The sequence below is a fragment of the Arthrobacter sp. NPDC057013 genome (assembly GCF_042674585.1).
Classification (GTDB): Bacteria; Actinomycetota; Actinomycetes; order Actinomycetales; family Micrococcaceae; genus Arthrobacter.
Genome location: NZ_JBHUSE010000040.1, coordinates 1 through 5869, shown reverse-complemented (window position 1 = coordinate 5869; position 5869 = coordinate 1). Strand labels below are relative to the sequence as shown.

Annotated in this window: 6 protein-coding genes; 2 read left to right on the top strand and 4 right to left on the bottom strand. The window is 62.5% G+C overall.

What is annotated here, in order from left to right; translation table 11 throughout:
* Window positions 1-102: 102 nt before the first annotated feature.
* Window positions 103-381 (bottom strand): hypothetical protein, encoded by a 279-nt coding sequence (locus tag ACFTSA_RS24230; RefSeq protein WP_377954658.1) that lies wholly within the window; start codon window positions 379-381, stop codon window positions 103-105.
* Between the two features lie 320 nt (window positions 382-701).
* On the opposite strand from ACFTSA_RS24230, the gene ACFTSA_RS24225 reads away from it, so the two are divergent.
* Complete coding sequence (locus ACFTSA_RS24225) at window positions 702-2099, top strand: APC family permease (RefSeq protein ID WP_377954656.1); 1398 nt, start codon at window positions 702-704, stop codon at window positions 2097-2099.
* Window positions 2096-2839, top strand: coding sequence for an IclR family transcriptional regulator (locus tag ACFTSA_RS24220; protein ID WP_377954654.1), 744 nt, complete (start codon window positions 2096-2098; stop codon window positions 2837-2839). Before ACFTSA_RS24225 ends, ACFTSA_RS24220 begins: the two co-directional genes overlap by 4 nt.
* Window positions 2840-2924: 85 nt before the next feature.
* Here the strand turns inward: ACFTSA_RS24220 and ACFTSA_RS24215 are convergent, their stop codons facing one another.
* From ACFTSA_RS24215 to ACFTSA_RS24205, 3 genes are read right to left on the bottom strand one after another with little or no spacing between them, the layout of a single operon-like run.
* Window positions 2925-3899 carry a glucose-6-phosphate dehydrogenase assembly protein OpcA gene (locus ACFTSA_RS24215; RefSeq protein WP_377954653.1) on the bottom strand — a complete coding sequence of 325 codons (975 nt, stop codon included), beginning with the start codon at window positions 3897-3899 and terminating at the stop codon, window positions 2925-2927.
* The gene (zwf, locus tag ACFTSA_RS24210; RefSeq protein WP_377954651.1) at window positions 3896-5452 is read right to left on the bottom strand and encodes a glucose-6-phosphate dehydrogenase; all 1557 of its coding nucleotides are present in this window, start codon (window positions 5450-5452) and stop codon (window positions 3896-3898) included. The genes ACFTSA_RS24215 and zwf overlap by 4 nt, the downstream gene beginning before the upstream one ends.
* Window positions 5453-5494: 42 nt before the next feature.
* Entirely contained in the window at window positions 5495-5704 is a 210-nt protein-coding gene (locus ACFTSA_RS24205; RefSeq protein ID WP_377954649.1) for a hypothetical protein, read from the bottom strand.
* Window positions 5705-5869 lie beyond the last annotated feature (165 nt).

Below are 5869 nucleotides of genomic sequence, written 5' to 3'. Positions count from 1 at the left end.
ACCGCCACCGCACGCGAAATCTCCTCCCGCGACAACGGATCCAACGGGTGCGAAACCCCGACAACAGCTGAAGTTTCAATATCGACAGTCATGCTTAACTCCTTAACTTGGTCCTTCATCAGGAAGAGGATGCCTATGGCCTTGGAGCCGATGCGCTCCGGAAACGGGCCGTGAAGAAGCCGGGGGGTAGTCATCGTGGTTGTTGACCCACACACGCTCGGCCTGGATCTCGTGCCCGGCCCGGTGGGTGGTGTTGCCGCTGGAGCCAATAGACACAAAGGTCCAAGAATTCTCAGAACTGTTCGTCTTCGTCAGTAACTGTTCATCCTTGGTGCAGATGCGCAGCTCCACCTCGAGCCCTACCGATGTGATGCCGGTCACCTGCATTCCTTTCACAGGCAAAACTACGTCAGGGAATTCATTTAGGCGAGGAATTCATAAAGATTTACTTGAGAAATTCGCGAGCATAAATTCCCACTGCAGTTAACATGTTGGAAACATTCAGAAACACGGCCGAGACTGTTGCCGGCCCCGCGGAAATGCTAATGTTCTGCACCGTGGGCCCGATGACTTGCGTCCCCTCGTGAGCAAGGCACACGTGCCTGTCCGAGGGAAAGTTGGTACCAGTGTCTGCTCGCGGTGATCGCTTCATCACTCCCCGCTCCCCAGTGGAGGGCCTGCGCCGCCGGAGACTATCCTTCTTGCCCGTCTTCGCGCAGGCAGTTGCAGGCGTGGCGCCTGCAGGTGCCATGTCGGTCATTCCGGCTCTTGTCTTTCCGGGACTTGTTTTTGGGTCCCACGGACCGAACCTTGTGGTGACATTCGGCGTCGCCATGGCGGTCATGGTCCTGGTGTCCTTCTCCCTGAGACCGATGGCGCAGCGCATGGCAGCCGTCAGCGGCCTTTACAGCTACACGGCCAAGGGACTTGGCCAGCGGACAGCGATTACTGCCGGTTGGTCGGCCATGTTCGGTTACGGCCTCATCGCCATGGCCAGTCTGTTGCTTGTTGGTACATACGTCGTCCAGCTGTTCATCAACCTGGGGGTCCCTGTCGCGGACTCCAGGGCCTTCACGGTGCCGGTCATTGTTGCCGCCGCGGCGGCGGCCTGTTTCCTCATGGTGAGGGGGATCCGGGTATCGGCGTGGTTCACGGTGTTGCTGGAATCCATTTCAATCGGTGTCCTCGCCGTCCTGATGATCGTTTACTTCGCGTTCAACGCACCCGGTGCCAATCTCGGGAGTGTGTTTGCCTGGAACGGAGATTTTGAGTCGTTACCGATCGGAATCGTCGTGGCGGTTAGCGCCTTTGTCGGCTTCGAAAGCCCGACCACGCTCGGGGGCGAGGCGCACAGGCCCTTTGTCACGGTCCCACGGGCCATCACGTGGACCCCCATCCTGATGGGCGTGCTATGCCTTCTTGCCGTAACCGCCCAGGACGCAGCGCTCAAGGAAGCACCGTTCAACATTGCGGCCAGCTCTACACCGTTGTCTGACCTGTTTTCCCAGTCTTCTCCTGTGTCCGCCGCGGTCCTCGACCTGGGAATCGCAGCGTCCTGGTTTGGTTGCGCGATCGCATCGGTGAACGCCCTCGCCCGGATATTTTTCTGCATGGGCAGGGAAGGGGTGGCGCCGCGGCTGGTTGGCCGGACCCATCCCGTCTTTCGAACTCCCTCGATGGCAATCATGGTCGTAATGCCGGTAGTTGCCATCGTTCCCATTGCGGTCGTCATCTTCGCTGCCAGTCCGGAACGGGGCCTCGTGAACCTCTTCACGCTGGGCGCATACGGATACCTTGGCTCCTATATCCTGGCCAGCGCGTCCATGCCCTTCTTCCTGCGCCGGATAGGCGAGAGTACCTACTCCAACTGGATTTTGGGAGCCGTAACCACCGTGGCGCTCGGAGCGGTCTTCTGGACGGCCGCGGCCGCATCAATCCGCACGGGCAGCCTGCAAACCGTCATCTACGCCGGTGTCCTCCTGGCCAGCGTCTTGTACGCCACTTTCCTCCGCCTCCGGTTACCCGGGCGCCTGGACTCCGTGGGTATCTACGACGAAACCCGGGAATTGGACCTCTTTAATGGCAGGGCCACCCCATGACCTACAGACCCACACACTCCGGACCCAGCACAACCTCAAACCCGCTCAGGATCCTGGAAATCGTGGCACGGTTCGGCACCGGCACAACGGCCAAAGAGGTCACAGATGCCCTGCAGATGCCCCAGGCGACCGCCTACCGCATCTTGAATTCGCTCGTCGCGGACGAATATCTGGCCCGCACCTCCGACCTCCGGGGGTTTGCCCTTGGGCAAGCGATTACAGGGCTGATCACGGCTGCGACTCCCCCAACCGTTCCCACCGCAGCCCGCACCCTGATACAGGAATTTCGCGGCGGGAACCGATTCGCAGTGCACCTCTTCATGTTCCGGAGCGCTTCCCTCCGAGTCGCCGATGAGGACCCGGATTATCCGCTCCACTCTGTTTTCGAGATGCTCCGTTATCCGCACGCGTCCGCCGCCGGAAAGCTTATGCTCGCTGAACTTGGCGACTCTGCCCCTCAACTCCCCAAGGGGCAGTTGGTGAAACTGACCCAGCACACCGTCACAAACGCCGGCCAACTGGAAGAACAGCTCGCGGAAATAAGGCTCAACGGCGAGGCCTCCGAAATTAACGAATTAGAACAGGGATCCGCCAGTCTGGCCCTTCCCGTTCGGCTACCCAACGGGGTGGCCGGCGCCGCCCTGTGCCTGTCCAGCCCGGCAGAGCGGTTCCCGGCAACCCGCGAGCACGCAAAAGCCGCCCGTGAACTGGCCACACGGCTGGCACCTTTCCTGTTCTGATTAGCGTCACATAGGCGCGCCAGGCAGTCCTGGCGCGCCTATGTGACGATTCTGTTGTTCTTGAGCAGGTTTTCGATCGTGGCGCTTATGCCGGCACTCCGAATGCGTCCATGTTCAGGTTGTCCAGCTCATAGAGGGGTTCCTGATGCACGCGGGGAACGGCCAGACCACGAACCGTTTCACCGAAGACTTCATCTGGGTCGAGGCGGCGCAGTTCTTCTGCGAGGCAGTCGCGGAGGCTGCGCCGCGGAAGGGAGATCCGCTGCGCGGGCTGCCCTGGTTGCGTGAGTTCCGCGACGGTGTGGCCAGACCGGAACAACCGGAGGCTGCCGGACGTCTTGATCAGCTGGACGCCGCGGATTCCGGTGCCGGGGGCGTCCGCGAGGATGCTGACCGGCACGTCCAAAGCCTGCGTGAGCCACGCCGCGAGCAGGATGGTACTGGGCGAGTCCGAGGCGCCCTCGACGGTAACGGCGGTAATCGGAGTGTCGTCGGCCTGATCCAGAACTGCAGCGAGCTTAATCCGCCAGTTCGTCAGCCGGGTCCAGGCCAGGTCGGTATCGCCCGCCCTGTAGGTGTTTCGGATATTCTCCAGCGCCCACCGCGGGTCCGCCCCGTTGGCTGAGTCCGTAATCCGGCGGTGCGCAATCCGGCCAATGGAGGTTTGGCTGGTATTCGCCGGCGCCCCGTTCGACCACCAGGCCACGATCGGAGCATCGGGCAGCAGCAGTGCGGCAACGAGGGACTCGCTCTCCTTGGCGAGTTCACCGAAACCGCGCAGGACGATGACCTCCGACGCCCCCGCGTCGCCGCCGACACGGATCTGGGCGTCCAGGTGGGTGGGTTCCTCGGGGGAACCGGCGGCCAGCACGATGATCCGGCAGGGGTGCTCGCGGCTGGCCTCATTTGCCGCCTCGATGGCTTCCTCTTCCAATCCTGACTTGGTGATGACCACCAGGGTCAGGACCCGGCCCAGGGCGATCACGCCGCCCTGCGGGCGCAGGGACTGGACCTTCTTGGCAACAGCAGAGGTGGTGGTGTTGGGGAGATCTACGATCATGGCCTTCTCCAGGTGCGTCCGTCGCGGGTTAGCAGCTCGTCGGCCGAGGCCGGGCCCCAGCTGCCGGGCGCATACGGCTCGGGCTGTTCGGGCAGGGAGGCCCAATACTTCTCGAACGGATCCAGGATCTTCCAGGACAGTTCCACCTCCTGGTGGCGGGGGAACAGCGGTGGCTCGCCCAGGAGCACGTCCAGGATCAGCCGCTCGTAGGCCTCGGGGCTGGACTCCGTGAATGCGTGGCCGTAGCCGAAGTCCATGGTCACGTCCCGGACTTCCATCTGGGTGCCGGGGACCTTGGACCCGAACCGGATGGTGGCGCCCTCGTCGGGCTGGACCCGGATCACCACGGCGTTCTGGCCGAAATCGTCGTCGCCGTGGCCTCGGAAGAGCAGGTTCGGTGCCCGCTTGAACACCACTGCGATCTCCGTGACGCGGCGTCCGAGCCGCTTGCCTGCACGGAGGTAGAACGGCACGCCGCTCCAGCGCCGGGTGTTGATGTCCACCCGGATCGCGGCGTAGGTTTCGGTGGCGGAGTCGGCCGGGATGCCCTCTTCCTCCAGGTACCCCTGGACCTGCTCCCCTCCTTGCCAGCCGCCAGTGAACTGCCCCCGGGCCGAATGCGTGGACAGATCCTCGGGGAGCTGTACGGCGGCGAGGACCTTTTCCTTCTCCGCCCGCAGGTCATCGGCGTTGAAGGAAATGGGTTCCTCCATTGCGGTCAGTGCAAGTAGTTGCAACAGGTGGTTCTGGATCACGTCGCGGGCCGCCCCCACACCGTCGTAATATCCTGCCCGGCCGCCGGTGCCGATGTCCTCGGCCATGGTGATCTGCACGTGGTCCACGTACTTGGCGTTCCAGAGCGGTTCGAAGAGCTGGTTGACGAAGCGCAGGGCCAGGATGTTCTGGACCGTCTCCTTGCCCAGGTAATGGTCAATGCGGAAAACGGAATCGGGCGGAAACACCGACTCCACAATGTTGTTGAGCTGCCTGGCTGATTCGAGGTCGTGGCCAAACGGCTTTTCGATGACCACCCGCCGCCACTTCTCGCCCTCAGCCTGCGCCAGGCCGTGCTTCGAGAGCTGCCGGCAGACCAGTTCGAACGCCTTCGGCGGGATCGACAGGTAGAACGCGTGGTTCCCCCGTGTGCCGCGCTGTTCGTCCAGTTCGGCGAGAGTCGCGGAAAGCCGCCCAAAGGCGGCGTCGTCGTCGAACTCGCCCTGAACGAAGCGGATGCCCTCGGAAAGCTGGTCCCAAACAGCCTCGGAAAACGGCGTCCGGGCATACGCCTTGACGGACTCTTTTATCGCGGCCGTGAGATCCTCATTCGTCCGGTTCTGCCGGCCGAAGCCCACCAGCGCGAAACTTGGCGGCAGGAGTCCCCTGTTTGCGAGGTCATAGACGGCGGGCAAAAGTTTCTTGCGGGCCAAATCTCCGGTTACGCCAAAGAGCACCAGGGACGATGGGCCCGCCACCCGGGACAGCCGGCGGTCGCGCGGGTCGCGGAGCGGATTCTGCCCGGACCTCACACTCGAATCAGGGTAAGTAACAGACATTGTTGCCTTCTAACTTTCGACGGCTGCGCCGTCGACTGACGGTCACGAGAGAACTAGCTCGCGAGTCTCCCCGAAAGGAACGGTGTCGCTAAGCGTAAGCGTGTACCGGCCAGGATCATGGCGGGTGACCAGAATCCCGGCAAACCGCTGGGGTGCCCGGCGGAGCAAGGCCTCTGCATCGTCGAGCAACTCGTAAAGCCGGACAGGGTCGTTAACGAGAACTTCCACGTACTCGGCGGCCTGGCTAGACATGATGAACAGTTTCCTTCCCAGGGATTAGAGTTCCCAAACCGTAGGTGCGTCTTAACTCCGTAGGTGGCGTCCCGCGCCCGGAAGGGCGCGGGGCCGGGGGCGTTTAAAAAAAAACAAACCCCCCAGACCCCCCACAAAATCGGATTGCGGGGTGTTGGTGTTAAT